General features: G+C 65.4%; 25 protein-coding genes and 2 pseudogenes. 10 read left to right on the top strand and 17 right to left on the bottom strand.

All coding sequences use genetic code 11. The features are described from left to right. Positions 1-223: 223 nt before the first annotated feature. Genes PQI07_RS35770 through PQI07_RS35745 form a run of 6 tightly spaced genes read left to right on the top strand, consistent with a single transcriptional unit; the run spans position 224 to position 7,101 of the window. Positions 224-898: a VirB8 family type IV secretion system protein gene (locus tag PQI07_RS35770; RefSeq protein ID WP_274929195.1), complete on the top strand. Its 675-nt coding sequence runs from the start codon at positions 224-226 to the stop codon at positions 896-898. Then, a complete protein-coding gene (gene virB9, locus PQI07_RS35765; protein WP_274929194.1) occupies positions 895-1,767 on the top strand; it encodes a P-type conjugative transfer protein VirB9 in 873 nt (290 codons plus the stop codon). The genes PQI07_RS35770 and virB9 overlap by 4 nt, the downstream gene beginning before the upstream one ends. Then, positions 1,764-2,930: a type IV secretion system protein VirB10 gene (gene virB10 / locus PQI07_RS35760; RefSeq protein WP_274929193.1), complete on the top strand. Its 1,167-nt coding sequence runs from the start codon at positions 1,764-1,766 to the stop codon at positions 2,928-2,930. The genes virB9 and virB10 overlap by 4 nt, the downstream gene beginning before the upstream one ends. Beyond that, positions 2,927-4,015 (top strand): P-type DNA transfer ATPase VirB11, encoded by a 1,089-nt coding sequence (virB11, locus tag PQI07_RS35755; RefSeq protein ID WP_274929192.1) that lies wholly within the window; start codon positions 2,927-2,929, stop codon positions 4,013-4,015. The genes virB10 and virB11 overlap by 4 nt, the downstream gene beginning before the upstream one ends. Next, positions 3,981-5,912 carry a type IV secretory system conjugative DNA transfer family protein gene (locus tag PQI07_RS35750; RefSeq protein WP_274929191.1) on the top strand — a complete coding sequence of 644 codons (1,932 nt, stop codon included), beginning with the start codon at positions 3,981-3,983 and terminating at the stop codon, positions 5,910-5,912. Before virB11 ends, PQI07_RS35750 begins: the two co-directional genes overlap by 35 nt. Next, positions 5,881-7,101 (top strand): LPD7 domain-containing protein, encoded by a 1,221-nt coding sequence (locus PQI07_RS35745; RefSeq protein WP_274929190.1) that lies wholly within the window; start codon positions 5,881-5,883, stop codon positions 7,099-7,101. Before PQI07_RS35750 ends, PQI07_RS35745 begins: the two co-directional genes overlap by 32 nt. A 14-nt stretch (positions 7,102-7,115) precedes the next feature. On the opposite strand, the gene PQI07_RS35740 is transcribed toward PQI07_RS35745, so the two are convergent. The 12 genes and pseudogenes from PQI07_RS35740 to PQI07_RS35685 form a co-directional block, all read right to left on the bottom strand. Beyond that, positions 7,116-8,165 (bottom strand): nucleotidyl transferase AbiEii/AbiGii toxin family protein, encoded by a 1,050-nt coding sequence (locus PQI07_RS35740; protein ID WP_274929189.1) that lies wholly within the window; start codon positions 8,163-8,165, stop codon positions 7,116-7,118. Then, positions 8,162-8,830, bottom strand: a complete 669-nt coding sequence (locus tag PQI07_RS35735) for a DUF6088 family protein (RefSeq protein ID WP_274929188.1) — start codon at positions 8,828-8,830, stop codon at positions 8,162-8,164. Before PQI07_RS35735 ends, PQI07_RS35740 begins: the two co-directional genes overlap by 4 nt. Positions 8,831-8,929: 99 nt before the next feature. After that, complete coding sequence (locus PQI07_RS35730; RefSeq protein ID WP_274929187.1) at positions 8,930-9,880, bottom strand: IS481-like element ISMdi8 family transposase; 951 nt, start codon at positions 9,878-9,880, stop codon at positions 8,930-8,932. Between the two features lie 57 nt (positions 9,881-9,937). After that, entirely contained in the window at positions 9,938-11,056 is a 1,119-nt protein-coding gene (locus PQI07_RS35725) for an IS630 family transposase (RefSeq protein WP_274929186.1), read from the bottom strand. Between the two features lie 176 nt (positions 11,057-11,232). Further along, on the bottom strand, positions 11,233-12,198 hold the full coding sequence (locus tag PQI07_RS35720; protein WP_274929185.1) for a relaxase/mobilization nuclease domain-containing protein: 966 nt from the start codon (positions 12,196-12,198) through the stop codon (positions 11,233-11,235). A gap of 83 nt (positions 12,199-12,281) precedes the next feature. Beyond that, positions 12,282-12,830 (bottom strand): plasmid mobilization protein, encoded by a 549-nt coding sequence (locus PQI07_RS35715; RefSeq protein WP_274929184.1) that lies wholly within the window; start codon positions 12,828-12,830, stop codon positions 12,282-12,284. A gap of 400 nt (positions 12,831-13,230) precedes the next feature. After that, positions 13,231-14,238, bottom strand: coding sequence for a ParB/RepB/Spo0J family partition protein (locus PQI07_RS35710; protein WP_274929183.1), 1,008 nt, complete (start codon positions 14,236-14,238; stop codon positions 13,231-13,233). Beyond that, positions 14,235-14,987: a ParA family protein gene (locus PQI07_RS35705; protein WP_274929182.1), complete on the bottom strand. Its 753-nt coding sequence runs from the start codon at positions 14,985-14,987 to the stop codon at positions 14,235-14,237. The genes PQI07_RS35710 and PQI07_RS35705 overlap by 4 nt, the downstream gene beginning before the upstream one ends. A gap of 248 nt (positions 14,988-15,235) precedes the next feature. Continuing rightward, the gene (locus PQI07_RS35700; RefSeq protein ID WP_053611042.1) at positions 15,236-15,421 is read right to left on the bottom strand and encodes a hypothetical protein; all 186 of its coding nucleotides are present in this window, start codon (positions 15,419-15,421) and stop codon (positions 15,236-15,238) included. Positions 15,422-15,764: 343 nt separating this feature from the next. Then, on the bottom strand, positions 15,765-17,006 hold the full coding sequence (locus tag PQI07_RS35695; RefSeq protein ID WP_274929267.1) for an ATP-binding protein: 1,242 nt from the start codon (positions 17,004-17,006) through the stop codon (positions 15,765-15,767). Between the two features lie 166 nt (positions 17,007-17,172). Then, positions 17,173-17,490 carry a replication initiation protein RepC gene (gene repC, locus PQI07_RS35690; protein WP_342462685.1) on the bottom strand — a complete coding sequence of 106 codons (318 nt, stop codon included), beginning with the start codon at positions 17,488-17,490 and terminating at the stop codon, positions 17,173-17,175. Between the two features lie 260 nt (positions 17,491-17,750). After that, positions 17,751-17,969: pseudogene (locus PQI07_RS35685) on the bottom strand (IS110-like element ISMex17 family transposase); the annotation flags it as partial. A 47-nt stretch (positions 17,970-18,016) separates the two neighbouring features. Between PQI07_RS35685 and PQI07_RS35680 the strand changes: the two are divergent. Next, positions 18,017-18,333, top strand: a pseudogene (locus tag PQI07_RS35680) (transposase); the annotation flags it as partial. A 28-nt stretch (positions 18,334-18,361) separates the two neighbouring features. Here the strand turns inward: PQI07_RS35680 and repC (PQI07_RS35675) are convergent. From repC (PQI07_RS35675) to repA, 3 genes are all read right to left on the bottom strand, one after another. After that, complete coding sequence (gene repC / locus PQI07_RS35675) at positions 18,362-19,528, bottom strand: plasmid replication protein RepC (protein WP_274929180.1); 1,167 nt, start codon at positions 19,526-19,528, stop codon at positions 18,362-18,364. Between the two features lie 180 nt (positions 19,529-19,708). Further along, on the bottom strand, positions 19,709-20,698 hold the full coding sequence (repB, locus tag PQI07_RS35670) for a plasmid partitioning protein RepB (RefSeq protein ID WP_274929179.1): 990 nt from the start codon (positions 20,696-20,698) through the stop codon (positions 19,709-19,711). Beyond that, positions 20,695-21,897 (bottom strand): plasmid partitioning protein RepA, encoded by a 1,203-nt coding sequence (gene repA, locus PQI07_RS35665; protein WP_274929178.1) that lies wholly within the window; start codon positions 21,895-21,897, stop codon positions 20,695-20,697. The genes repB and repA overlap by 4 nt, the downstream gene beginning before the upstream one ends. Positions 21,898-22,406: 509 nt before the next feature. Between repA and PQI07_RS37815 the strand changes: the two genes are divergently transcribed. Beyond that, positions 22,407-22,814 carry a type II toxin-antitoxin system RelE/ParE family toxin gene (locus PQI07_RS37815; RefSeq protein ID WP_342462684.1) on the top strand — a complete coding sequence of 136 codons (408 nt, stop codon included), beginning with the start codon at positions 22,407-22,409 and terminating at the stop codon, positions 22,812-22,814. A gap of 317 nt (positions 22,815-23,131) precedes the next feature. Here the strand turns inward: PQI07_RS37815 and PQI07_RS35655 are convergent, their stop codons facing one another. Further along, positions 23,132-24,340 carry an IS701 family transposase gene (locus PQI07_RS35655; protein WP_274929177.1) on the bottom strand — a complete coding sequence of 403 codons (1,209 nt, stop codon included), beginning with the start codon at positions 24,338-24,340 and terminating at the stop codon, positions 23,132-23,134. 42 nt (positions 24,341-24,382) lie between these two features. Here PQI07_RS35655 and PQI07_RS35650 point away from each other — a divergent pair, with 42 nt between their 5' ends. Then, positions 24,383-24,757 carry a thermonuclease family protein gene (locus tag PQI07_RS35650; protein WP_274929176.1) on the top strand — a complete coding sequence of 125 codons (375 nt, stop codon included), beginning with the start codon at positions 24,383-24,385 and terminating at the stop codon, positions 24,755-24,757. Here PQI07_RS35650 and PQI07_RS35645 read toward each other — a convergent pair. Further along, on the bottom strand, positions 24,727-25,347 hold the full coding sequence (locus tag PQI07_RS35645; protein WP_342462689.1) for a metallophosphoesterase: 621 nt from the start codon (positions 25,345-25,347) through the stop codon (positions 24,727-24,729). The two genes, PQI07_RS35650 and PQI07_RS35645, sit on opposite strands and share 31 nt — an antisense overlap. A gap of 158 nt (positions 25,348-25,505) precedes the next feature. Between PQI07_RS35645 and PQI07_RS35640 the strand changes: the two genes are divergently transcribed. Continuing rightward, positions 25,506-25,793, top strand: a complete 288-nt coding sequence (locus tag PQI07_RS35640; protein WP_274929174.1) for a hypothetical protein — start codon at positions 25,506-25,508, stop codon at positions 25,791-25,793. Positions 25,794-26,171 lie beyond the last annotated feature (378 nt).

The raw sequence follows: 26,171 nt of genomic DNA, 5'->3' as shown, positions 1-26,171 counted from the left end.
TCCATGTGGGATTGGGAAGAGACGAGGCCGGTGGCACCGGTCGCGAGTGCAATCACGCCGGCCCCGAGCCAGGCACCGATATCGGCGCCGGCCGCTTCGGGGGAGCCTGTGGTTCGCAAGGGCGAAACGGGCACGCCCGAGCGCATCGGCGCAATTCCTAAGTGGCGACTGCCGGGCTTCGACGTCGCCGCTTCCCTGCAGCCCTGCACCAGTGAGGTCGGCCATGGTTGAGTCAGGCGATCTCAAGACCTACTTCGCGCGCGCCCGGCTCTGGGAACAGGATCAGCTCACGGCAGCCTACCGCTCGAAGCGCCTCGCCTGGGGCGTCGCCGCCGGCGCCTGCCTGCTCTCGGTCGTCTCCGTCGGCGCGGTCGCTGCGCTGAGTCCCCTCAAGAGCGTCGAGCCTTTCGTCGTGCGCGTCGACAATGCCACCGGCATCGTCGACGTCGTCTCGGGGCTGAATGCCGGACCGGCCTCCTACGACGAGGCCGTGATGAAATACTTCCTCGGCCAGTACGTACGGATGCGCGAGGGCTACAGCTTCATCGAGGCGCCGGTGAACTTCCGCACCGTCTCGTTGCTCTCCAACGGACCCGAGCAGGTCCGGTTCGCGACGCTCTACAAGGGCTCGAATCCGGAGAGTCCGCAGGTCGCCTTCGGCCGTTCCGGCATCGCCGAGATTCGGATCAAGGCGATCTCCCTGCTCGGGCCGCACCTGGCCTCGGTCCGTTACCTGCGTGAGAGCCGGCGCGGCGACGAGACCAAGGTCTCGCACTGGATCGCCACTCTCGCCTTCGGGTTCGAGCCCAGGGCGAAGATGTCGACGAGCGACCGCCTCGTGAACCCGCTCGGCTTCCTCGTCTCCGAGTATCGCTCCGACCCGGAGGTGGCGCCATGAACCGCCTCACCCTCCTCCCGATTGTGCTGCTTACCGGTACGACGCTGGCCGCGCTCACGGCCCCGGTCTCGGCCCTGCAACATCCGCAGGCCGGGAGCCATGACGCACGTGTGCGGAATGTCGTCTACGATCCGTCCAATGTCGTGAAGGTCAACGGCGTCATTCGTGCCTCGACGCAGGTGATGTTCGCAGAGGGCGAGGAGATTGCCCACGTCGCCATCGGCGACTCCGTCTCCTGGGAGATCGCGCCGGCCGGCAACATCCTGTTCCTGAAACCGCGGGAACGGCATCCGGCCACCAACCTGCAGGTGGTGACCACGCGGCGCGATGGGCGCAAGCGCTCCTACCAGTTCGAGCTCTCGATCAACGAGGGCTCACTCGCCGAGAGCTACTTCGTTGTCAGATTCTCTTATCCGGAGGACGAGGCGGAGGTCCGCCGCGCCGAGGCCTCGCTCCGCCGCTCGGCGGCAGAGGCCGGAGCCGTGGACCAGACCTTCGCACTCTCGGATGCGACTGGCCCGCGCAACTGGCGCTACTCGGCGCAGGGCGCCCCCGCGCTCGAGCCGGACGGCGTCTACGACGACGGACGCGAGACCTACCTGCGCTTCGAGGGCAACCGCGAGACACCGGCCGTCTACCTCGTCGCCAGCGACGGCACCGAGAGCTTGGTGCCCAAGGATGTCCGGGGAGAGCTCGTGGTCGTCCACGCGATCGGCCGCGAGCTGCGCCTGCGCCAGGGCGCGCAGGTCACCTGCCTGTTCAACGAGGCCTTCGACGCGATCGGGGTGAACTACGGCACCCGCACCACGAGCCCGGCCGTCACGCGCACGACACGGCGCCCGAACCGCAGCCAGGGAGCAGCCCGATGACCGATTCAAACGATGCGCAGTCCCTGGACGTCCTGGACCGGGCGATCACGCCCGTCGCCGGTGCCACCACCGCTCGTCCGGGAAGCAGTCGCAAGGTCGTCGGAACCGTAGCGCTCATTGCCTTGTGCGGCGGCCTGCTCTGGGCGAGCTGGAAGCGGGCACCCACGGAGGCCGAGGCCCGCACGAATCCGACGATTTCCGTCGGCAGCAGCTTCGAGCGCCTTCGCGATCCGCCGAGCGAGCCCGCGCAGACGGCAGCCCTCCCGGTCACCGTGCTGCCTCCTGCACAGCCGCAGCGGGTCGAACGCTCGCAGGCCGACGATCTCCTGGAGAGCAGCCGCCGCGCGCCGGTGCTGGTCTACAACCGGCCGCCGCAGGCAAGACCCGGATCGGCATCGACGGGCTATCCGAACGATCCGGCGGGGGCCCTGCCCTACGGACCGGGCTACGGCGCTCCGGAGCCGCGCAACGAGTTGTCCGACAAGCTCCGGCCCACCCCGATCGAGGGCGTCCGGGCGGCGCGCCTGCCGAATCGCAACCTCCTCGTTGCACAGGGCACCGCGATCCCCTGCGTGCTCGAGACGGCGATGTCCTCGGATGTGGCCGGCTTCGTCTCCTGCGTCATCAATCGCGATGTCATGAGCGACAACGGCCACGTCGTGCTCATGGAGAAAGGCACCCAGGTGGTCGGCGAGTATCGTGGCAATGTCCGCCGCGGCTCTTCTCGGATGTTCGTGCTCTGGAGCCGAGCGAAGACCCCGACCGGCGTCATCGTCAACCTGGCATCGCCGGCGACCGACGCGCTCGGCCGGGCGGGATTCGACGGCGAGATCGACAACCACTTCCTCGAACGGTTCGGGGGCGCCCTCCTCCTCTCCATCGTCGGCGATGCCGGCCAGATCGCCGGACGCCAGCTCTCGGAGGGCGGCCTGCAGATCAATACCGCCCAGAGCGGCAGCCAGTCCGCCGCTGCGATCGCCACGGAGAACTCGATCAACATCCCGCCGACGCTGAACAAGAACCAGGGCGAGCTGGTCTCGATCTTCGTCGCCCGCGATCTCGACTTCTCCTCGGTCTATTCGTTGCGGGTGACGGGAAGTCGGACGGACCTTCTGGATCGGGCCGCCGGCTTGGCCCCCGGTCGCCCGGTGTTCAAGCCATGACGGCCGATGTGAGCGACCTGTCGAAGTCCCCTCCCCTGCTGGGAGACCTCCTCGGTCCGGAGCTACAGGCCGAGGCGCTGACCCCGCAGCGGCGAGTGCTGGAGCGCTACCTCGATCCTTTACGGCCCTACCTCGCCGATGAACGACTGACCGAAGTGGTCGTGAACCGGCCCGGCGAGGTGTTCGTCGAGGGCGCCCACGGATGGTCCCGGCACGAGGCCCCTGCCCTCACGTCTCACCATCTCCGCAACCTCGCCCTCGCCGCCGCGGCCTACACCCGCCAGGACATCGCGCCCGATCATCCGATCGTCTCGACGACGCTGCCCGGCGGCGAGCGCTGCCAGGTCGTGGTGTCGCCCGCGGTCCCAGCAGGGACGGTCAGCCTCACGATCCGCAAGGTCGCCCGGCTCACGATGACCCTCGACGAGTTCGAACGGCGCGACCTCTTCCGTGAGGTCCGTGCCGCGACCGAGACGCTCTCGGCCGAGGAGCAGGAACTCGTGCGCTTACGCGACTCGGGGGCTTGGCGCGCCTTCTTCGAGCTCGCGGTGCGCGCCAAGCGCAACATCATCATCTCGGGCGCGACGGGCTCGGGCAAGACCACGCTCGCCAAGGGCCTCGTCGCCTGCATCCCGGCCGAGGAGCGCATCCTCACCATCGAGGACACCCCCGAGCTGAGCATCCCGCACGCCAATCACGTCCGGCTGCTCTATTCCAAGGACGGCCTCGGCATCGCGCGGATCGGCCCCCGCGAGCTGCTCGAATCCTCACTGCGGATGCGCCCCGACCGCATCCTGCTCCAGGAGCTGCGCGACGGCACCGCCTTCTACTACCTGCGCAATGTGAACTCTGGCCACCCCGGTTCGATCACCACGGTCCATGCCGATTCCGCCCGCCTCGCCTTCGAGCAGTTGACCCTTCTTGTGAAGGAGAGCGCCGAGGGTCGTGAGCTCGCCCGCGACGACATCCGTGACCTCCTGAAGCTGACCGTCGACGTCGTCGTGCAGATGACCCGTCACGAGGGTCGCTATCGAATCTCGGAGATCTACTATGAGCCTGACGCCAAAAGGCGATTGGCGGCTTAAGCTCGCCCTCACCCTGCTGGCCGCCGTTCTCGCGGTCGCGCTCTACCTGTTCATCGCTTCGAACGTGATGCTCCTGGGGCTTCGCCGGCACGATGGCGGCCTGCACCTCTGGTCGGTCGTCGAGTACGGCTGGTTCTACGGTCACGAGCCGAAGGTCGCGCGCTGGGTGCGCCTGAGCCTTGCCGGCACCGGACTCCTCCTCCTGTTCGGGATCGGCGCTATCGTGCGTGCGCGACCTCGTCCGCTGCACGGTCGGGCGCGCTTTGCAACCGACCGCGAGATTCAACGCGCTGATCTGCGCGCCAAAACCGGAATTCTGCTCGGCCGCAAAGGCGGCCATCTTCTGACCTTTCCGGGCTCCGAGCATGTCGTCGTCTACGCCCCCACCCGGTCCGGCAAGGGGGTCGCGGTCGTGATCCCGAACCTGCTGAATTGGCCGGGCTCGGTCGTGGTGCTCGACATCAAGAAGGAGAACTTCCTGCGCACCGCCGGCTTCCGGGCCGCGCACGGACAGGAGGTGTTCATCCTCGATCCGCTCGATGCTGATGGACGCACGGCCCGGTACAATCCCCTGACCTACGTGCGACGCAACCCGATCGACCTCTACGACGATCTCCAGCGGGTCGCTGCCATGCTCTATCCCGCGAGCGCGCAGGAAGATCCGTTCTGGGCAAAGTCGGCGCGTGCGGCCTTCGTCGGCATCGGCGGCTACATCGCCGAGACGGAAGCTCTGCCCTTCACCGTGGGTGAGATTTTGCGCCAGCTTACCGCGGAAGCCGACCCGAAGAAGCATTTCACGGAGCTAATCAAGAAGCGGAAGAACGGAGACGCGCCACTCTCCACATCGTGCGTGACGGCGCTCAACGACTTTCTCGCGACCTCCGACAACACCTTCTCGTCAATTCGAAAGAGTGTCACCGCCTCCCTCGAGATCTGGCTCAATCCCCGCATCGACCTCGCAACGGCCGAGAGCGACTTCGACCTGCGACAGCTCGGCAAACGGCCGATGTCGATCTATCTCGCCGTGACGCCGGACAATTTGGCGCGTCTTGCGCCGCTCCTGAATCTGTTCTTCCAACAGGTGATCGACCTTCATACCCGCGAGCTTCCGAAATCGGCCGTCCATGAGCGCGATCCTGCCCGGCAGCTCCTGCTCCTTCTCGACGAGTTCCCGGCGCTCGGAAACGTCGCTGTGCTGGCCAACGCTGTCCCCTTCCTCGCCGGCTACGGCATTCGTCTGCTCACCATCCTTCAGAGTCCGTCGCAGTTGCGGTCGATCTACGGCCCCGACGCGACCAAGACGCTGATGACGAACCACGCCGTCGAGATCGTCTTCCGGCCGAAGGAACAGGATGTCGCCGAGGAGCTCTCACGCCGTTTCGGGGTCGATACCGTCGAGGGCCGAACGCGCAGCCGCCCTTGGGGCTTGCACGGCGGCCGGCATGGCCGGAGCGAGACGCTGTCCGACCAGCCGCGACCGCTGATGCTCCCGCAGGAGCTCAAGCTCGCCGATGCGAACACGGCGTTCATCCTGATGGGCGGCCTCGCACCGATCCGGGCCGAGAAGATCGTGTACCACGCCGATCCCGCCTTCACGGCGCGCCTCCTGGCGCCGCCGGACGTGAAGCCCTTCGTCTCCGGTTCGGCACCCGAGATGATCCATCTTCATCGCCAGGTGCGCCGGCTCTCGGCGACGGTCGCCGAACTCTCGGCCACGATCCGGATGCGGCCGCTCACAGACGAGGAAATCTTCGATCCCGATCAGATCCCCGTGGAGGCGCTGACGATCGATTTCACGGAGGTCGCGATCGAGCGCGAGCACCTGTCCGACGCGGATCTCGAGGCCTTCGCACGGGGGCTGATCGATGGCGCTGTCGATCGACCTGCGGCGGCGTGAGTGGAAGGAGCCTGATCACATGTCGGACGACGTCGCAGAGTTCACGGTGGAACGTGGTGCGAGAACCAAGAGCGCGTCCGCTCAGCCCCGGTCAGAACGACAGGCCGAGGGCAGCTCTGGAATCGAGCAGGAGGATCGGAACGGCTTTCCCGACCGGGTCCGGCGCAAGTACTACGTCGTCGCGGCGAAGGCCGGACCCGACGGGGAAGCGATCCATGCTCGGGTCTACACCGACCGACAGGGCGAGTACCTCGCCTTCAAGGATGCGGGCGATCGTCTATCGACCCGGAATGGGGCGCCGGGGGTTATTCGCGACATGGTCGCGGTCGCGGAGCATCGCGGCTGGGAAGCGGTCAGCGTGCGCGGTCCGGTCGAGTTCCGACGCGAGGCATGGCTGGAGGCGGCGGCCCGTGGGCTCCCCGTGCGCGGCTTCGAGCCGGCGGAGCTCGACCATGAAACCTTGCGAAAGCGTCTTGCCGATCGGGTCCCCCAGAGGGGCGATGCAGCTCGCCCCGCGCCCGATCTCGATGCCCCGTCGACGACGAAAGGTGACGGGCCGTCACCGCGGGCGAATCTCGATGTCGGAGTGACGGGCCGTCTTGTCGAGGTTGGCCGAGCCCCCTATCCCGGTCGCGAGCGGGCGGAGCCGTCCGCCTATGTCGATCTGGCGCTGGCCGATGGGAGCTCCCGGCGGATCTGGGGAGCGGCCCTGCCGAAAGCCATCGAGGCTGCGAACATCGAAGTTGGAGACGGGGTACGGATCCAGCGCGATGGCGTGGAACGGGTGGCGAAGGAGGTCAGAGCCGTCGACGGCCGCACCGGTACGACCTCCGTTGAACGGCAAGATGTGGTGCGCAACCGTTGGACGGTCACGGCGGAACAGTTCCGGTCCTTGGATCGGCAAGATGCCATCCGCGATCCGGTGCTCGCCGCAGCGCATTCGAATGTTGCGATGCTGGAACGCGCTCTGAAGACGCGGTTCCCGCAGGATGAGCGAGCGCGGCAAATTATGCTGGACGCGGCCCGCCAGCGCGTCGCGGAGCATCTGGAACAGGGGCAGACCTTTCGCCGAGCCGAAATCCGAGTCTCCGAGCGTACGGCAGTGAGAGAAGCCGTCGAGCCAGCATTGCGCGCAAATCATCGACGGGAGGAACGCCTGCAGACTCGCGAGCGAGGCCGAGACCGCTGAACCCCGCCGAGAGATTACACCGTTGGCCGTTGATTGATTACCGCCTCGATCGCAAGAAGCGAGTCGTGAATGGCGTCGAATGTCGGCGGGGTCCCGAAGATCATGGCAACCGTGTTGTCGTAGTCTCGCCGCAACAGGTCGATCATTCCGGCCGATGGGACGAGCGCGAACGAACCTTGTCGGGCAGAGGCGAGATCGTAGTCCGGACGATCGAAGAACATGCGCGCGTGCCGGACGCAGTCGAGACCGAGTGACTGATCCGCCATGGCGGCACGCCCCATCTCCGAGCAGCCTAAACAATGCAGGTCGTAGTAGTGACGGGATACGCGCTGGCCCTCCTGCCGCAGGATGCCCCGTCGTTCGTGCCAGCGCCGCAGACCGTGGGCGATGACGACCTTGTCCCAGAAGGTTCGGCCGGGCTCGATCGTGACGACATCGGGAACGGAGAGTTCGAGGCCAGCGACGTCGTCGGCGACGTAGGGTCGTATGGTCGCGAGCCTGTTAGGATCGAGCGCGGATTTGGCACCCGACTCGATGCGAACGACCGGACGGACGTAGGTGTCGTCCCGCGGCTCCGCTTCCGGGTACCACAACAGCAAGGTCTGGCCGTCGGGGTCGGCCGCGTCCACCTCGACCCGTCCGGCCCCATCCGTCGCCTCGGCAACCAGCATGCTGAGCGCCTCCCGCAAGGGACCGACGATATAGGCCCGGCATGCATCTCGGATCGCGTCGAGCTTGGCCCTGCGCTTTTTGTTTGAGAGCGCTTCGAGTTCCTCGACCGAAGCTGCCTCATCGAGATCGTCGCGAAAGACCGTCACGTCGATATCTTCGGAGAAGCGCTGAATCAGACCGTAGGCTTTGGACAGCGACGTGCCGCCCTTGAACAGGAGGCGCGGCCCGCCTGGTGGAAGCCTGTGATAGAGAGCATCCAGAGTCCAGCAGACCCAGAAATCCTTCTCGATATTGCCCACCGGGGCTCCGAGCCGGTTCGCGGTGGCGAGGAACAGGTTGAGGCGCTCGCGGGACGGCGCACGGATCACCTGAGCGTAAGCGGTGTGGCTCACCGTGTCGCCTCGCTCTCGTCGATCAGGAGGGGACGCAGGAACTCTTGCATCCAGATCGGCAGCGCGGAGAGACCGGCTCGGAGATCGTCCCGGATGGCGATGCCGTGCTCCGGGTCGGCAAACAGGCGGCGTAGCGTGTCCGCCACCCGCCCCCGATCCTCGGGGGCGGTCAACATGTCCTGAAGCCAGTGGAGCGCCTGGACGACGCGCATGGCTGGACGGCCCGCCCAGAACAGGCGGCTCGGCGCCGCCGTCTTGAAGTGGACGACTTGATTGCCAAGCTTGATCGGCTTCAGCCGGGCGTCGACGAGCACCTCGATACGGGCTGGAACCGCCGTGGTCAGACCGAGGTCATTGGCGGCGGTCATACCGTCGATCACGAATCGAGCGTTGTCCCGCCGCGCCACGGCGCGGATGACGGCGCGGTAATCGGGAACGACGGGCCGCTTGGTCAAGCTGTTGATCGTTGGTCGGTCATAGAGGCCTCGGTCGATCCGCCGAACTTCGCCGGCGGCCTCGAGCCGCTGGAGCGTCTTGTCGACTGCAGCGCGGTTACCGAGATCGGCGAAGTCGCCGGGCGTCCAGACCGATTCGGGATCGCTGGCGATGCGGTCGAGCAAGCGGGTTCGCAGTTCGGGGGCGGTGGTCAGGACTGCGACGGTCATGTCCGAACGATGTCACATGATTCGGACATCAGGAAGGCTGTCCGAAGAGAGCTGCATTTTTCGGACAACGCCCGACTCGATCCTCGTGACCAGCTACAACTAGGTGTATGGTCCCGGGATGAGGTGTGACGGGTCGATCCTGAAGCGATTAGGCTCTTTCGTCCAGGCGTTCAGGATGAACTCGATGGGTGTCAGGCCCCGCAGGGTCTTGAGCCTACGAGCGTGATTGTAGGCATCGACGAACAGGTGCAGATGCGTTCGAAGCTGGTCGTGGCTGTCGTAGTGGTAGCGCTTGACCGTCGCATCCTTGATCGTGCGGTTCATTCGCTCGACCTGTCCGTTGGTCCAAGGATGGTTCACCTTGGTCAGCCGATGCTCGATGCCGTGCTCGTTGCAGACGCGGTCGAAGATGTGCTGGCTATCGTAGATGTCCTGCCGGCGTGATGTGAACTGAACGCCGTTGTCTGTGAGTACGGTGTGGATGCGGTAAGGCACCGCCTCGATGAAGTCGCGCAAAAACTGGGCAGCTTCCATCTTGCCAGCGCTCTCCACGAGCCGAACGAAGGCAAACTTACTGGTTCGATCAATGGCCACGAACAGCCTGAGCTTGCCTTCTGCCGTACTCACCTCGGCGATGTCGACGTGCACGTAGCCGATAGCGTAGGTCGCAAAGCGCTGCTTCTTGGGTTTGTCGCCGTCGATCTCGGGTAGTCGGCTGATGCCATGCCGTTCCAGGCAGCGATGCAGCGAGGATCGCGTTAGATGCGGGATCGTCGGCTGCAAGCCGTAGAGGCAGTCGTCTAGCGGCAGCAGGGTATGCCGGCGGAAGGCGACAACGATCGCTTCCTCCTCAACGGTGAGCACGGTGGAGCGCGGTTCCTTGGGGCCCATCCGGGCATCCGCTGTGCTCGTCCGTTTGCGCCACTTCTGCACCGTCGTCGGACTGACGCCGTAGCGCTTGGCCAGCGACCTTACGCTCTCTTCACGTAACTGGATCGCGCGACGGACTGCCTCCGTCGTGGTGGCGCTTCCATGGAGAACCTGGCCCATAGCGCATCTCTCGCAGCATGGTGGTCAACCGTACCACCACACCGCGAGATCAAACACCTAGTGTCCTGTCTCTGAAGTGTCTATGCTTGTGTGAGCATGCGTGTCGAGGGTGCGACGGCAGAACCGCTCGACGGCTTTGAGGATGTCGTCGGCGGACTTGGTCCAGCGGAAGGGTTTGGGATCAGCGTTGCGGGATTTGATGTAGGCGGTGATGGCCGCTTCCAGATCATCGGTGGACAGATGGACACCGCGACGGATCTGCTGTTGCATCAGTAGGGCGAAGAAGCGCTCGACCTGATTGATCCAGGAGGCCGAGGTCGGGGTAAAGTGCCGATGCCAGCGCGGTCTCTTGGCGAACCAGTCCTTGATGAGCTTCGTCTTGTGGCTCGAGGCGTTGTCCAGAACCACGTGAATGTCGAGGTCGACAGGGACTGCAGCCTCGACCGCGTCGAGGAACTTGCGGAACTCACCGGCCCGGTGCCGTGGCATGCAGCGCCCGATGAGGGTGCCAGCCTTCACGTCGAGGGCGGCAAACAGGCTCGTGGTGCCGTGGCGCTCGTAGTCGTGGGTGTGTCGCTCGGCCTGGCCCGGGCGCATCGGCAGCACGGGCTGCGTCCGGTCCAGCGCCTGGATCTGGGTTTTCTCATCGACGCACAACACCAGGGCCCTGTCGGGTGGGTCGAGGTAGAGGCCGACGATATCCCGCACCTTCTCGACGAAGAGCGGGTCGCTCGAGAGCTTGAAGGTCTCGCTCCTGTGTGGCTGCAGGGAGAAGGCGCGCCAGATCCGATGCACGGTCGAGGTCGAGACGCCCGTGGCCCGTGCCATCGAGCGCGTGCTCCAGTGCGTCGCATCCTGCGGCAGGCTCTCCAACGTCGTCGTCACGATCTCCGCGATCCGGTCGTCATCGATCTGGCGGGGTGCTCCCGAGCGCGGCTCGTCCGACAAGCCTTCCAAGCGCGCCTCGGCGAAGCGCCGCCGCCACAGCGCCACCGTCAGTCGGGTGACCCCGACGCGCTCGGCGATGGCGATGTTGCTCAACCCGTCGGCGGTGCCCAGGACGATCTGCGCCCGCATCGCATCGGCCCGACCGATCTTCCGGCGGCGCGAGCGCGTCTCAAGCTCGTGACGCTCAGCGTCCGTCAGGTCGATCCGGACCGCTTTTCCCCACGCCATCGCAGCCTCCGTCCGCACAACGGCTGGAGGGAATCACATCGCATCTATCGTGCATAGACACTTCAGAGACAGGACACTAGTCCAGGTGCTGCGGCCTCGGCCGCCGCCCACAGACCCCACACAGGCACGCTCCCGAGGCCACATCTCGAGGCCACATCTCTCAGCACTGCCGTCCCTCAGCGCGACCGATCCTCTCGTGATCCACGGTCTCCACGGCCTTCATCCCGCAGGAGCGGCTCACGCTGCGACCTTCGCAGCGCGCTCATCCGCGCGAGTTCCCCACGCAGGGCATGCCGGCGCGTTTCCAACGGCGGCATCTCCTCCACGAAGCCACGAATACGCACGCTCAAGGCCCTGTCGGCCGGGTCGTCTGAGCGGCCGATCTCTTCGGCGAAAGCGAGATAGCGGGTCCGGATGTCGGCCTGCCGCTCCCGGATCCGCGTCTCCCAGGGACGCTCGGCTATATCCCGGGACTGCACCCGCGCCACCTCCTCGCGGGCTTGGCGCTCCACCCGGGGCTGCTCGCCGCGTTCCTTGATCGCCCGGACATTTCCCCGATCGGCCTTGCGCACCTGGCCGCGCGTGCGCCGTGGGGTGGCCTCCGCTGCGACCCCGCGCGACCGGAGCTCTTGCGCAAACTGCTCGCGCCATTGGTGCAGGTCGGCTTTGCGCGGATTGAGCCGGCGACCGTCATAGCCGGCCGCGCGCACGGTCAGGTGGACATGCGGATGCACGTCGTCCTGATGAAGCACGAAGGCGTAATCGTGCCGGCCCTCGAAGGTGTCGATTGCGAAAGCCCGGACCGAGTCGCGCACCTTCGTTCCATCGGTTCCCGGCGGCATCGACAAGATCATGTTGACCGACAGCGTCCGGTTTGCCCGACGCGTGTCGAGGGCAACATCCTCGGACCATCTTTCCTGGAGATCGCGCAACCCCTCACGCCCCTCCATGACGACACCGGTCTCCGTCTCGGCTGCCAGATCGCCGTTGCGCGTGATGTAGGCCAGATGCGAACAAAGGTGCGCGATACCCTTTGTGCGTCCGGTGATCTTGACCATAACCTCGGGCACGCGCGCGACGATCCGCTCGAGACGGCCTCGCATCGCGGGGGTGACCGCCTTCCCGCCGGCGGGGTCCGGCATGTCCCAGGGTTGCCGCTTGGGACGACGGATCGGCGTCTGCCAGACATAGGTGATCGGCGGCAGGTCGCCCGACTTTCCTCCGTTCACGCTTCGGTATCCCAATAGCCGGCGCTACGCCCCAGCGCTTGGCGGAGCGCGTTCGCGAGGTCGTCTACCGCCGCACTCATCTCCGCCAGCAGACGAACATCGACCGAGACGGGCCGGTTCGATCGAGCATCAGTGTTCGCCGCGCGGGCGATCTGATTGACGTTGCCGCCGATGCGGTTGAGCTCGCGGGCGATCCCGCGCAAGACGACACGCTCGTCTCCGGTCTGCGGGTGCTCCACGCCGAGCCGAGCCCGTACCAAGGAGGTGATCCACTGGGTACGGCTCATCCCCCGCGCCTCGGCGAGCGCGATGATGCGGCCAACCTCCTCCGCGCGCAAACGCAACGTTACCTTGGTCGACGGTGTCAGTGCTGCCGTGACCGACGGCAGCGCCGAAGGGGCACCATCAACTTCTGCTGCTTGTCGCGCACCGACGGCCTCGTCCACCAGCCGCCGGAGAACGACCGACCTCCCGCCCTCACGTTTAGCGTGGGCCGCGAAGCGCGTGGCGACCTCGTCCGGCACCCGGAAGGTCAGCGTCGCCATGGGGCCTCGATGGTCGAACACCCCCGTAATACGATGCTGGCGGCAAGCCTATCCTGCACTAGACCTTGCACACCCCTCATAACTCCTTCCATCGAGGTGAGCGCGCTGCAGGTCCGATGAAGCTGACGGCGATGTCGAGAATGCGGGTCTCCGATACGGACACGGTTCGGGACGAGCCCCATCGCTCCGCAGGCTCCGCGAACGGAAGCCGCTTTACGCACAGCCTCCGGCCTCTCTACGGCGCTATGGGGAAGCGCGTTCGGCCTCCGGCTGCTCCGCGTTCCGCTCCGCCCTGAGGGTGGAAAAGCGGCTCGGATCCTGGATGGGAAGGCGGATGCGGCTAGGGAGCAGGCTCCAGACAGAGGAGCGGTGTTGCCCGGGCAAACATGCAGGAAGCGGCTCACGAGGACCGCCGATCGCGCACCGCCACGAGGCGAAGGTCGCTCACGGCAACCTCCGCAATCGCTCCATCGTCATAGTGGACACGGGCATGGTCGGCACCCAGGTCGGCCTGACGGTCGAGCAGGAGCCGTCCCTCCCGCTGGCCAACGCGGACGAGGACTGTGGCTCCCGCACCGGGTGCCTTCGGGATCGATGCAAGATCGCCAGAGCGATCGAGACCAGGTTTCGCGCCGGCTGCACGAGGATGCGCCGGGGGATGCTCGGCGCGAAGGTCCATCGGCGTAGGACACGGTCGCGCAGCGTCCGATGATGCAGCGCTCACCGGATCAACCCCTGAGGGATCTTTCAGGCTCTCGACGAAGGCGTTCGCCTCGGCGCGTGTGAACCGGTCCCGTGATCGACAGAAGGCGAGGACCGGCTCGGGATGGCTGCGCCAACATTGATAGAGCTCGTACACGCCGCGGATGGGCGAGGTCTCGAGCATGTTCCGTAGTGCGTCCGGCATGTGAGCCACGGCTGCATGCATGGCGACGAAGGCGCGATCCTTGCCCAGGCGACGCCCGATCTCGACCTGCTTCTCGCCGAGCGCGATACGGCGCGACACGAACGCCGCGATCTCCGCCGAGGTCAGATCGTCACGCTGGATGTTCTCGATCATCTGATCGTAGGCGTCGTCGGGCGACGATCTTCGAATGACGGCCGGAATCGTCGAGAGACCCGCGCGCTGCGCGGCCCGGAACCGGCGGGCACCATACAGGATGCGGTGACGACCCCCCTCCCCTCTCGGCGTGACGGTGATGGCCTGTCGGACGCCGCGCTCGACGATCGAGGCCGCGAGTTCGGTGAGTTCGAGTTCCGAGAAGCGGGTGCGGGGTTGGTTGGGGTCTTCCTCGATGGCGTCGAGCGCGATCTCGAGGGGTGCACCGGTCGCGGAGACGGCACCCGTGACGTCGTCGAGGCCCTCGAACAGGTTCGACAGGCCCTCGACCTTCCGGGCGTAACTCATGCCGTGATCTCCATCCGGGCCGCCACCTTCGCGAACACCGCCCGGATCTCGCGGCCGGCTTCCCGTGCCGAGGTCTTGGTCAGGGCCCAGACCGGCTTCTTCTCGGACAGGGCTTCGCCGAAGGCCGAGCGTTGCGGGATGACGCCGTCGAACAGGTAGCGGGGGCCGACGTTGCGCACGAGCGTTTCGAGATTCGCGCGCTGGCGCGGCGAGGTCGCCTGCAGTCGGTTCGGCATCAATCCGAGGAAGATGAGTTCGGGATTGAAGCGCTGTCTTACGCCGGTGACGTTCTTGAGGAGCGCTTCGATGCCATCGATCGCGTATTCGTCGAGGTCGATCGGAGCGAGGACGTAGTGGGCGCCGATGAGCGCCGCGAGGTTGCGCACGCTGAAGGTTGGCGGGGTATCGATCACCGCCACGTCGAAGCCGCCGGCGGCCGCGATCAGATTCGCCTTGTACCGGTTGATGACCTTGGCCTCGACATCGTTGATGCCTTGAAGTTTTGGGTCGGCTGGGAGGACGCGAATGCTCGGTTCCGAGAGTGGCTCGATCTGCACCGTGTCGAGGAACAGTGCGGAGGCCGGCAGCGCTCCGGCATGGGCATCGAGGGTCGAGGTGCCGTTGCGCTGGGGGTCGAGGTCCACGAACAGCACCCGCTGGCCGAGCTCTGCGAAATACCAGGCGAGGTGAACGGCGATCGTGCTTTTGCCGACCCCGCCCTTCTGGTTGTTGACGACAAGCACTTTCATGGCACGGTCCGGCTTGCGTCGTCGTTCCTGTGGTCAACCATCGCTAGGCTCACGATCGTCGGCGGCTCGAAGCGAATCTATCGGCGGCTGCGCACGCGAGACAGGCTGGTAAAAATCGCAGGTGTTTGTCCGGGCAAGCACGGACCGGCCGGTCGGAACGTGCTCAGGCGTGGCCCGCACACGGCACACGTATCGGGCCGATCACGCAGGAGGCCAGGAGGCGGACGCACCGCCCCCTGTATCGACGCTCAAAAGCGTGCGGCGCCGTCGAGCTCTGTGCGTGGCATGGATGGTGTCGGGATCCGCCCGTCGCTCGAAGCCCGAGCCGCCAGAGCCTTCCTCAACTCCGCTTCGAGTTGGGCGCGCTCGCGCTTGGTCAGCAGGCAGTGGGCGAGTTCGGCGCGCAGTTCCGCGATGTGGTCGACGTGCGACATCTCGTGTTCCTCTCGTCATGTGAAGACGAGAGCGCGCACGGGGTCGTGTCGGGCCGGGTCAAGGAGCGCGGCAGCGACCGGCGGAGCCGGCGAGTTGGGGGAGCCGAAATGCGCGAGCATTTTGGGGGAACCGCTCGTCCTTGAGGCGGATCGATCCGGGCCGGTATCCTGGGCGGACTGAGCAGACCCCCCGGTTCAGGATGTGGCTCCCGCGCGAAGGATCGTAACCGCGTGAGCGGCCGAAACGCGACGCGGTTCGGGGAGGGGCGCAGGCCCCGAGTAGAGCCTGACCGCCTGGCCGAAGGCCAGACGGACGCGCTCCCACGACTTCTTGCAGCCTCGCTCACCGCCACAGTGCTGAAAGGGGCGCTGCCACCATTCGATCGCCGAACGGTAGAAGCCGGCCGCCGTCGTAGAGGACGACGCCACGCCGAAAGCGGTCTCCCAGATGGGCCTGCAGCCGGCGCAGGCCCCTGAAGTCGCTGTCCCAAACGGTGGCGGTCGCCTTGACCTCGATTCCGACGACGCCTCTCCGCGCATCCTCCAGCACGAAGTCGACCTCCACCTGATCCTTGTCGCGGTAGTGGTAGATCGCGGGCCGCACCTCGCTCCAGCTGGAGAGCTTCGTCAGCTCCCCGAAGACGAAAGCCTCGAGCACGGGTCCGAGCGGCTGCCGATCGACACGCAACCGACCGGCCTCGAGGCCAAGAAGCCCGGCGAGCAGGCCCGAATCCAGGAAGTGCAGCTTCGGTGTCGAGACCACGCGCTTGAGGTCGTTGCCGCTGTAGGCGCGCACACGGCGCACAAGAAACAGGTGTTCGAGCAACGTGACGTAGCGCTGCACGGTCGCGGCATCGAGGGCGAGCTTTCCGCCCAGACTCGCCCAGTTCACGAGGTCCCCAGCATGATGGGCCAACACCTCGACGAGGTTCGGTACACGGTTGATCTTGTCGAGCGCGGCGAGATCGGTGAGATCGCGCGTCAGGATCGCGGAAACGTAGGCGCGATACCAATCCGCCCTTCGGCGCTCGCTGCGGCGCGCGACGGCGTCGGGATAGCCGCCGGCGAGAACCGCTGCGACTGCATCATCGGCGCCGTTTCGATCGAAGCTCTCGGCGTCGAGAGGATGAAAGACGTCTCCGCCGAAGACCGCATCGATGAAGCGGGGCGGGTGCAATCGTCCGCGGATTTCCGCCTGTGCCAGGGGAAGGAGCGGCACCACCTCGATGCGTCCGGCCAGCGAGTCCTGCGTGCGCGGGATCGCCTGGAGGTCGGCCGAACCCGTGATGAGGAAGCGTCCGGGACGGGGATCTTCATCGACCGACAGCTTGATGGCGAGGAGCAGCTCGGGCGCGCGCTGGATCTCGTCGATGACCGCCGTGTCGAGACTCCGCACGAGTCCATTCGGATCTCGGCGGGCGGATGCCAGCACCGCAGCATCGTCGAGGGTGAGGAATGTCCGTTCTCGCCCAGCGATCTTGCGCGCCAGGGTGGTCTTGCCGGCCTGACGTGGTCCACTGATCGCCACCACTCGAGTGTCGGCCAAGGCCTCGCGGATTGCGCCTTCGGCGTAACGGGGAAACATCGAACCTGCCGAGGTGTGAGCTGTCTCACCAGCATACCGTCCAATCGCGAATCGACAATCGTCTAATCGGGATTTTGTTACCGTCTGATCCTGAGCGAGGCGCGGATAAAATGGGTCGAATGCTAGGAGAATAGACCCGCGAGCTCGCTCGGCCGACAGACGTTCGTCATTCTCGCTTCGCGAGACCCTGGCTGACACGCCACAGTGCCATCACCATGGGCCAGGCTGAAAACTTGCCGCCCTTCGCTTTACCGGTCAGGTTTCGCAGATAGCCGCAGGCCGAGTTGATCATCGATCCGCGCTGGAGAATCGCGGCGATCACCACCGAAGCTTCTTGCTCACCCATGGCATCGATCGCTGCCTCCCAAGCACTTGATGAGATGCCGAGCGATCCGCTCCCGAGTGCCGTGACTGTCAGAAACTCACGCCAACTCCCAATGTCGCTGCGAGCAAACATCCTGATGTCGGGACAAGCCTCCAGCACTATTTTCAGAGGGAATGCTTTTGGCGATCGCTCCGATTACGAAAGAGGCAGGCCGGTCTTGCACTGGCTTCCTTGGAAGCTCGGCTCAAGATTCTCAGGACTATCTGGTTTTAATTCTGATGGTGGCGCCCATCCTGAGACTCATTGCCAGCCATATTTCGAGAATTGAGCGTTTCCCAAAGATGCTTATCGACATCGAGCCGAAGCCGTTGACCTGACCGGTCTTTTGGACCGAGCCGAGTGAGCGACTGTCTTGCCGGTCAAGCGGTTTGCCATGGCGTTCCGTCCCTTAGGATGGCGTTGAGGATGGTGATCAGCTTCCGAGCAGTGGCAATCAGAGAAACGAGCTTGGGCTTGCCGGCCGCGATGAGCCGGTCACGGAAGGTTTTCAGCGCGGCGTTGTGACGGCTGGCCACGAGGGCGCCCATGAATAGCGCCGTGCGGACAGGCGCGCGACCGCCCGCGATAAAGCTCCTTGAACCGCGCCGAGTTTCCCGGAGGCCCCAACTCTTGCGAGGATGGAGCCATGACGAAGCGAACCCCAGCGTTTTCCCCTGAGGTCCGCGAGCGTGCGGTGCGGATGGTGCTGGAACACCAGGATGAGCACGACTCACAGTACGGCGCGATCCGCTCGATCGCGGCCAAGATCGGTTTCTCGGGCGAGACGCTGCGCAACTGGGTCCGACAGGCCGAGCGCGACAAAGGCGGTCGGGCCGGGCCGACCACGGACGAGCGCGAGCGGATCAAGGCCCTGGAGCGGGAGGTGCGCGAACTCCGGCAAGCCAACGAGATCCTGAGAAAGGCGTCGGCGTATTTTGCCCAGGCGGAGCTCGACCGCCGGTTCCGGTCAGATCACCCTCGAGCCGGACGATCATGTGCCGCATCGCGATTTTGAGATCGGCGACGCCTGACGGAGCAGCGCGAGCATCATCGGCCAGGGCGAGAACTGCCCTGCTCTGCTCTTCTCCGTCAGGCCGCGCAGGTAGCCGCCGGGGCTTTTGATTGCCTCGGCCCGTTGCAATATTCCGGCGACGACGGCCGCCGCGTTCTCCGGCCCCATGGCGTCCTTGGCGTCCTCCCACGCCGACGCGCTGACCCCGAGCATCCCCCGGACCAGCCCGGCGGTCGAGATCAGCTCGCGCCAGGTCACGACGCCGCCGCGATCGTACATGACGATGTCGGGACAAGCCTGCCGCACCAGCGCCAGTGGCAGGTCGCGCACTACCTTGCCCGGTCCCTCCTGCTCGAAGGATGGTTCAGGATCAATAATGGTATCTGGATTTGAACTCTCGAAATGCGCGCCGGATTGGCTGTCATTGCCGTCCAGAATTTGTGTTTCGAGCAATCCTTCCAGTGCTTTCCTCAGCTCACCCGCGAGGCTGTGGAGATCTGCCAGCAGCGGGGCGACGCTCGTCGACGTGACCCTCCTTGGCAGGCGGTAGCATAGCGCGGCGAACGCCTCCCGGTACGACCGCCAGTCGGCGCCAGCCGCTGACCCGGCCTCAATCATCTTGGCGATATCGCGACGGTATATCGTTACTCGGCCCCGGGCGAGCGTGGATGCCCGCCGTTCCGCTGCTGCCTCGGCCGCCAGCCGCTCAAACTCTTCGGCACGCGCCAGCACCGGTGAGAGATCAAAGCCGTAGGCCTCCTCGACTCCCTCCCCTCCCCTCAGCGCGTACCGCTTGCCGTTCGGGCTATCCCGCCGGACGATCAGCCCGGCCTGCACCAGCGCGCCGAGATGGCGGCGCAGGGTTGTCTCCGCCATGCCGTGGGCGCGCAGCGCAAGGGCTCGGTTCGACGGGAAGACGACAAGCTCGCGCGCCGTCATGGCCGTCTCCGGCAGGCACGTCAGCAGCGCATTCAGCACCACCAGCGACCGGTCCGAGACGCCAAGCGCCTCCTTGGCCTCCGCGATCGCGCGGAAGGTCTTCCATTTATGCGCGACCTTGCCCTCGGTCGCTCGCGCGCCGATCTGCGTTGCCACCATGCCAAGCGACAGCGTTCGCCGCCCGAAGGGCGTCGTTATGTGATCCATCTTCCCTGCCTTCGTCAGGGCAAAGGAAATCCGCTCACCAAAACGGCGTCCGAGCGTTGACAGCGATGTGCGGAAGTGCGATTTCTCAGCTCGCCAAAGACAGAGAAGGGCTTCCGGGACGGTGACGTTCTGGGGGCCTTTTTCTTTTGCCGGTTGCTCCGCGTTAAGGGGTAGTGGCGATCAAGACCGGGTGGCCTCGAATTCCTGGTAGAGATCGCGCAGCCGGGTCAGGACGAAGTCCGCGAACTCAGGCGACTTCTTCCGGTCGATCGACAGCGCGACCTTGTTCCCGCCAAGGGTGACCTTGGCGAGCGGTTTGCCCTTCGACATCCAGACCTCGGTGCTCGCCTTGTCGGGCGCGGCCTTGGTCGCGGTCAGGACGGCCTTGAAGCGGCTGTCACTGTCCATGTTGACGAAGTCGGCATTCTGGATGGCTCGGTTGATCGCGACGGTGTGGTCGTCGACGAGACCGGCCAATTCGATCCACCCGCGCCGGCCTGTGCCGGGCGCCGGGCCTATCGCCTCGATGATCCCGTCCGGGATCTTGGCGACGGAAAGCATGGTTGAGAGGTCGCTCTTATGGAGCGACAGGGCGGATATGATCGTCGCCCGCGTGAACCCGCGCTGCTCGAGACGGGCCGCGAACACGCACTTCTCGATGTAGGAAAGGTCTTCGCGCTCGTGGTTCTCCTGTCCCTGCGCGATGACCAGCTCCTCGTCCGTCATCTCGCGGACGACGGCGCGGACCGGGCGGCCGATCTCCTTCACCGCGCGCAGACGGCGATGGCCGAACGCGACCTGGTACCGGCCCGGCGTCTCGGGGTGCGGCCGGACCAGGATGGGATTGAGCTGGCCGTTGGCTTCGATCTTCTCGCGCAGGCTTTGCAGCGCCTCGGGCGCAATGGCCATGCGGTCCGATACGAAGGACGGGTCGATGAGGTCGGCGTCGAGGTCGACGATGACTTGCCCTTGCGTCAGCTTGCGCTCGATCTCCTCGGCGCGCTTGGCCCGGTCGGACATCTCGTTGAGCGACTTTCCGACGGCCCCGACCGGCTTCGCGTCCGGGATCAAGCCGGGCGCACCCATCAACGGGCGGGTGCGGCTCGGCGGCTGCGCGGGAGCCGCGGGCTGCGCGGGAGGTATCGTGGTGAAGAGTGCCTTCCTGCTCAAACCGCTCTCCCCCATGCCTTTCTGATCTGAGTTTCGATTTCAGCGTTCACGTTGTTCACCGACTCCAAGGCGCGGTCGTAGGTCGACCGGGTGAACTGCCCGCGCTCGACCTCGAAGATGGTTTGGTTTGTCAGCCCGGCGTCCGAGATCGCGGTGCTCTTCAGCATCGGGTGAATCAGGACATGCTCACCGAAGATCGACCGCAGGAAGGCGACCATCTGGTTCTGCGGGCCGTCGCCGGGCTCGAACCGGGTCACGAGGTAGCGCATCCAGTCGTAGTTGGTGGACGCGCCGTGGCGGGAGACCTCGTCGAGAAGGTCGCCCGTCATCTGGAGAAACTGGGACATCGACATGACGTCGAGCATCTGCGGATGCACGGTAATCAGGACCGCCGTCGCGGCCGTCAGCGCCGACAGGGTCAGGTAGCCGAGCTGCGGCGGGCAATCGATGACGACGACGTCGTACATATTCTCGACCTGGCCAAGGGCCTGACCGATGCGCGCGAAGAAGAGAGTGTCGCCCGCCTGCCGGTTCTGGAGCGCGCGCGGCGTGTCATGCTCGAACTCCATCAGCTCCAAATTGCCGGGGATCAGGTGAAGGTCGGGGATGTACGTCCCCCGCACGATCTCCGCGATCGGCTTCGGATCCTCGTAACGGATTGACCCGTAGAGCGTTTCATCCGGTCCGACATGCGTTTCCGGCTGATGGCCGAACAGAGCTGACAGGCTGGCCTGCGGATCGAGGTCGATGGCAAGGACGCGATAACCGTGCAGGGCAAGGTACTGGGCAAGATGGGCGGAGGTCGTCGTCTTCCCCGACCCGCCCTTGAAGTTCATGACCGTGATGACCTGCATGTGCTCCTTCTCGGAGCGGTGCGGCAGGTAGCGACGGGCGCTACGCGGTCCGTGGTCGAGCGTGCGGCGGAGGTCCGCGATGTCCTGGACGGAATAGGTCCGGCGGCCGTTCTTGATAGTCGCGGCCTGCGCGTCGGTCGCGACTTGCCGGAGATACGATTCGTGGATGCCGAGCAGCTTCGCCGTTTCCGCCGGGCTGAACGGGCGAATGGTTTTTTCAGCTTCTGGTGGGAAGGTGTTACGGTGATGGGCGAGCAGCTGCGCCGACAGTTCAGCTCCGTGCTGCTGAACGAGCGCCTTCAGCTCCGGCGGAGAATCGCTCTTTTTCGCCGTATCGCCCGCCACTGCCAGCCTCGGTTTTCGGCGCAGAATCGGGTGATTTGCGCTTCTCACCCTATAGAAGCGATTCTCGGGTGGCTGGCAAGGGCTAGGCCGCAAGCGGGCAGAAGATGGCCTAGGAATTTAGGCGTTCGCCGCGGCGAACTTTTCGCCTACGCACGAGTTAGAGGCGCCCGCCCGGCCCCGGACCCAAAAAGTTCGCCGCGGCGAACTCGGTCCCGCCATCCATAAACGCAACTTCGTTGCGCCGAAATCCGTAGGGCCGGTCCAGCCGCTGCGGTACATTGGCGGCCGATGGATCAGAAGCGCATATCAGAGGTGTTCTACAGGGCGGCGTCCGGGGCCGAGCCGGTCCGGGACTGGCTGCTCGAAATGAGCGGCGCCGACCAGCGAATCATTGGCTACGACATCGCGACTGCGGAGTTCGGCTGGCCGACAGGGATGCCGACCTGCAAGGCGATGGGAGGGGTCTCTTCGAGATCCGCTCCGACCTGCCCGGCAACCGGATCAGCCGGGTGTTCTTCTGCGTGTCTGGGAGCAGGATGGTCCTGCTCCATGGTATGATCAAAAAGACTCAGACGACGCCGAAGGCGGACCTCGACCTCGCCTGGAAACGAATGAAGGACGTGGCCATGAGCGCCGAACCAAATCCCCACATCGGCTCTAGCTTCGACGACTTCCTCGTCGAGCAGGGCATCCGTGAAGAAATGGTCGAGATCGCTCCGAAGCGCGTGCTGGCGTTCCAGCTTGCCCAGATCATGGCGAGCGAACACCTCGGACCGGACGAGATGGCGGCCCGCATGGGCACAACGGCGGAACAGGTCCAAAAGCTGCTGGACCCAACCGACGACGCCGTCGAGCTTGGCACGCTTCGCCGCGCCGCCGCCGCCGTTGGCCGCAAAGTCAGGCTCGAACTGACATGAGGGGGACCGCTGGCGTTCCTCACGACGGGGGTTCCGGCCGCCGCGTTCCCGGCGTTCGTCCTGCGTTGCCATCACGGCGACACTTGCATCCTAGCATTACAGTTGCGTTTTAGAGTGCTTTCGCCTGCTGTTTGTCGCGTTGGGCTCACGCCGTCGACGTCCCCTGTCGGCTGACGCACGGCGTTTGAGATGAGCGTTTCGGGCGGCCGCCTGATGCGCCCGTCGCCAGAGCGACCATGCGATGACGTGAGCGGGCTGGATGCGCCGCTGCGCCAGCCGCATCACGATGCGGCGGATCTCCTGGACGGACCAGCGGATCAGCGCATGGGCGGTCTCGGTCGCTCCCGTCTTTTTGGGGGCAGCGCGTTGGCGTGATGGCGGATCACCGCCAGCAGGGCGAAGGCCATCATCACCAAGCTGACGTGCCGGTGCCAGCCGTGCCAGGAGCGGGTCTCATTGTGAGCGAGCCCGAGTTCGGTCTTGGCCGTCTCGAACGCGTCCTCGATCGCCCAACGCTGGCCCTCGACTGCTGCCAGGGTCGCGACCGGCGTGCCAGCCGAGCACCAGGTCGTGAAGTACGCCCGCTCGCCATCAGTCAGGCTACGGCGGATCAGCAGGCCGCGCGTCCACAGGCCGGCCTGATCGTAGTCGGCACCGTCGAGGTCGGCCAACTCGCAGTAGGCCCAGTCGTACAGCCGCGCGCCCTTCGTGCCCTCGCCAGCCGACAGGCGCGTCCAGGCCGTCGGAGCGAGGCCGTTCGCGATGGCCTCGGCGGTACCGGCCACCGGCGGCTTGCCGACCCAGGAATTGAACAGGTGGTCGGACTTGACCCCGAGCACGTAGCCCTTGCCTGCGCGGCGTAGAGCCATCTCGATGTCGCCGACCCCATAGACGGTGTCGGCCGCGACCCAGGAGAACGGCACGTCGGCGGCCATCGCCCGCTCGATCATCGCCAGAGCCAATCCCGGCTTGGTCGAAAAGTTCGTCCTCTCCGGTACATGGGCGGCCGCCAATCGGGCTGGATCCGAGGTCCAGGTCTTGGGCATGTACAAGGCCCGATCGATGAACGCATGACCGTGCCGTGAGGCGTAAGCCGCGAACACGCCGATCTGACAGTTCGTGATCTTGCCGGCCGAGCCGGTGTACTGGCGATGCACCCCGCATGAGGCTTTACCCTGCTTGAGAAAGCCGGTCTCGTCGAGAACCAGAACCGCGTCCGGGTCGGCCAGGGTCTCCAGGGCATAGTCCCGCACGACGTCGCGCAGGGCGTCGGCGTCCCAACGTCCGCGACCGAGCACGGCCTGCTGACGCCAGGGCCCAGGATCGCCCGCAGCTTCCGCCCGCATCCAACCGGTCTTGCGCCGCTCCGCGCCGAGCAGTCCGTCGAGGAATGCTCCCGCCGAGGCCGCCACCCTCTCCTGAGAAAACAGCGGACGCATGCGTTCCTTCACCTCCCGCAGCGAAGAGGCCCAGAGCTCCAGCGTCGCCTCAATCGAGGCCCCCGAGGTCCATGATGCGCGAATCATGGTGCCGCAGAGAGTCAGAACCTCGCTAAAAATGCAACTGTAATGCTAAGCGATGGCCAGCGTATCCGTGTTGCTGAGATCGACGCTCCGGAAATCTATCAGCCCTTTGGCACCCAGGCGCGAGACGTCATGTGCTCGATGGTGTGTGGGAAGCCGTCCGACGTCGAGCCGCTCGGCCGCAGCTATGATCGTCTGGTCGGCCTCATTGGGGTCGGCGGCTTGGACACCAGCGAGGCGATGGTCGCGGCGGTTGCAGCTTGGGACTATGCCCGGTACGATCGAGATCCAGCGATGCCCGGCTTAGAGGCCGCCGCCCGACGGCAGGGCAGGTGGCTATGGGCCGACCCGCAAGCCATTCCGCCGTGGGAGTGGCGACGCAATCACCGTCAAAGCTGGATGACCAAATCCGGCTGGTGATCCCGGCCTTCGTATCCAGCTGGATTGCAGACGACCCTCGTCTCGCCGATCCGATAATCGCTGCGCGAATGAATGTGTCCGTGAACCCATAGGGCAGGGCGCTTCCGCGGGATCAAGTCTTCCAAGTCCGTCGCGTAGTCGCCGTTGACCTCGCTGGTGACGTAGGCAGGCGCGATCGAGCGCCAGGACGGTGAGAAATGCGTCATGACGATTCCACCGGGCTGGATCGCGCCCCTCAAGAACGCAAGGTGCTCGCGGTGGCGTTTCTTCACCTTCTCGACCGTGATGCCATCGATCTGGCGAAGGTCGTTCATCCCAACCCGACATACCTGCTCCACCACCGGGTTGCCGCGCTGGAAATCCGCCCAGAGCGTTGCCGCGGCTAACTCGCCGTCCTGCAGCGTTTTCCCAAACCGGTAGTTCGGGAGCAGGGCAGGGGCCTCGACCAAGTCCAACGACGTGTCGCCATAGGCGTAATGATTGCCGGGGATGTCGTAGACGGCCGCGAACCGCTCCGCATAACGCTCGACCACCCAGCGGTAGACGTTCCGGCGGCGTTGGGAGCCGGTATCGCCAGCCAACAGCAAGATCGTTCCGCGGTCACGAGGAAAGGGGAGGCAGCCGGATGTCGGCGAGACGACGCGCCTTATCTTGGCTCTCTGGCCAGAACTCGGAATGGATGTCGGAGATGATGCGGTAGAGCATCAATGAAATTGACACGCAATCAAATACCCGATCAATATTTTCGATGCATTCGCGCCGTCCTTTACCGAAGCCCGACATCCTGACGGTTGCCCAGAACCATATCGGTACCTGCGACCAGGCCACGGTGTTCACCGTACTGCTCGACGGCGCGATCCGCTCCATGCACACAATGCTGCCGGAGGACGTGCGCCGGATGAAGGCGCTCAGCGATGGCGTGGACAAGCTCCTATCAGAGCTGAACCGATCCGCGCCGGTCCAGAACCAACCGCGGCAAGTCGGCGGGGTCGGGATGAAGGAATGGCCTCAACCCGAGCCTAAGTTCACACTGTGAAACGTCATAACATTGCGTGGACGGCTGTGGTCAGCAAGATCACTATTGGGTTGCGCCATTTCGGCTGTTTCTGGTATTTTGACGACTGGAGAGCTACACGGATCATAAGTCGGTTATGCTTATGACCGCTGGTCCCGACGGTAATATTGAGACAATGCTTTGACTGGTATCGCCTCTCCCGACGGGTTCAGGGACTCGCGACCGGGGCGCTACCACTGAGGGCGGACGGACAAGGCTATGGCCGGTGACATCCGGGCGCGATGTGGTTCGCCACTCAGGCGGGGTGAAGCCGGGATGGGAAGCGAGTGGTCCAGTTCTCAACGAGGACGGCGGCGTGGATGGACACGCAGTAAGGTGATCATGGGTCGGGCGTAGGAT

It is taken from the genome of Methylobacterium sp. 092160098-2 (assembly GCF_028920805.1).
GTDB classification, from domain to species: Bacteria; Pseudomonadota; Alphaproteobacteria; order Rhizobiales; family Beijerinckiaceae; genus Methylobacterium; species Methylobacterium fujisawaense.
Note: the sequence above shows the minus strand (reverse complement) of the source record. Positions and strands in the feature narration are given on the sequence as shown.